This is a genomic window from Shewanella hafniensis (assembly GCF_019655335.1).
GTDB classification, from domain to species: domain Bacteria; phylum Pseudomonadota; class Gammaproteobacteria; order Enterobacterales; family Shewanellaceae; genus Shewanella; species Shewanella hafniensis.
In genome coordinates, this window is the sequence record NZ_BPFD01000175.1 from 1 (window position 1) to 1361 (window position 1361).

The window sequence follows — 1361 nt, forward strand, 5'->3', positions numbered from 1 at the left end:
AAAATTGATTATCTAGGTGTGACACGCTAAGTGTCACACCTTTTTTATATTACTAATAAGCCCCTCCGAGTTTTTATTTTTTAAATCAAAGTCAAAATCAACGTCGTGGGGCTTCACCCCACACCTGACCAAAAGGGAAAAATCGCCTATTCCCCTTTTGGAAATCCCCTGGCGTCCCTAGCGAAGTTACATGCATTGATTAGTGGCTTCGTGCTTATTCGAAAATAGCTAACGCTTCCGATGGCTCCGCTTTACATCCATGTAAAGCCCCCCAGTTCGGCAGTCCCTGCCTCTCGCTCATAAGCGCGAAAATCACCGATTTTCATTCGCCCCTTTCCCCCGAAAGCTACGCAGACGTCCTGTCTGCGTCACGCTATTTTCTTCAACGCCCTTCAGCTACTTCGCAGGGGAAGGTGAACTTCTGTGGCTTCGGTGTCGGCTGCCATCCGAAAAGAGTAATTCATGTCCTATATTTTGTATGTCTATTAACTGATTGGGGTCAAAGTAAGCTGCACGCTACTTTATACAGTATTCAACCAATGCAGTACGACGTTTTTTCCGTTGTCCTTTTCCTTTGGTTGCATTCATCATACTTGATTTATACATAGCCAATGCACCGACTTTATTAAAGTTAGAGTTTTTATAGTTTTGATAAAATTCATGAACTTTATTTTTAATGTTAGCATCAATACCATTCGTCACACAGTAATATGAGAATGCCCAGACACCGTATAAGTGACTAACACCAGACACATTATACTCAGTAAAGTCAATGTCTAGTTTTTCGAAAAATGAAGATATATTAAATAATTCAATTTCCAATTCAACCCAATTAACCGCCTTGCTATTTGCATATTTCTTATACAATGCATCAATTTCTTTTGGTGATGCTGATAATTCTTGTTTCTCGATAAGAAGAAATATAAATTCAGATACAAGTTCAATATCCTCCATTCGAGTTTTGTTTGTTATATCAAGTTGTTTATCCCAATACGTTGATTTAGCAAATTTATAGGCTAACTTTATCAGCATGGAATCATAATAGTTAGCATTTCTTAGTTCTTGCCCTGTTAATTTTTCACCGCTTCGATTTAAACGATCAAATATTTTTTCAACTGTTTTATCATCTTTAGTGTAAACATACTCAATCGGTAATGGGTAAGCCCAGAACTCGCTGAGCGCATCTTCAAAATCATCATTTTCTTCTAAGTCTGAAAGGTAAAGCCCAGCTAATGCCTCAACATGAAGAGCATCATTATCATCATCCGCAGTTGCAATTTCATTATCTATAAACTTAAAGATAGAAGTTAGCCTCTGCTTTCCATCAATAACTTCAAAAGTCGTTTTACCCTGCTTATCAA

Annotated in this window: 1 protein-coding gene; it reads right to left on the reverse strand. The window is 37.8% G+C overall.

What is annotated here, in order from left to right; translation table 11 throughout:
* Window positions 1-516: 516 nt before the first annotated feature.
* Window positions 517-1361 (reverse strand): DUF262 domain-containing protein (locus K5Q99_RS21745; protein WP_220778110.1); only part of this gene is annotated, 845 nt, incomplete at its 5' end.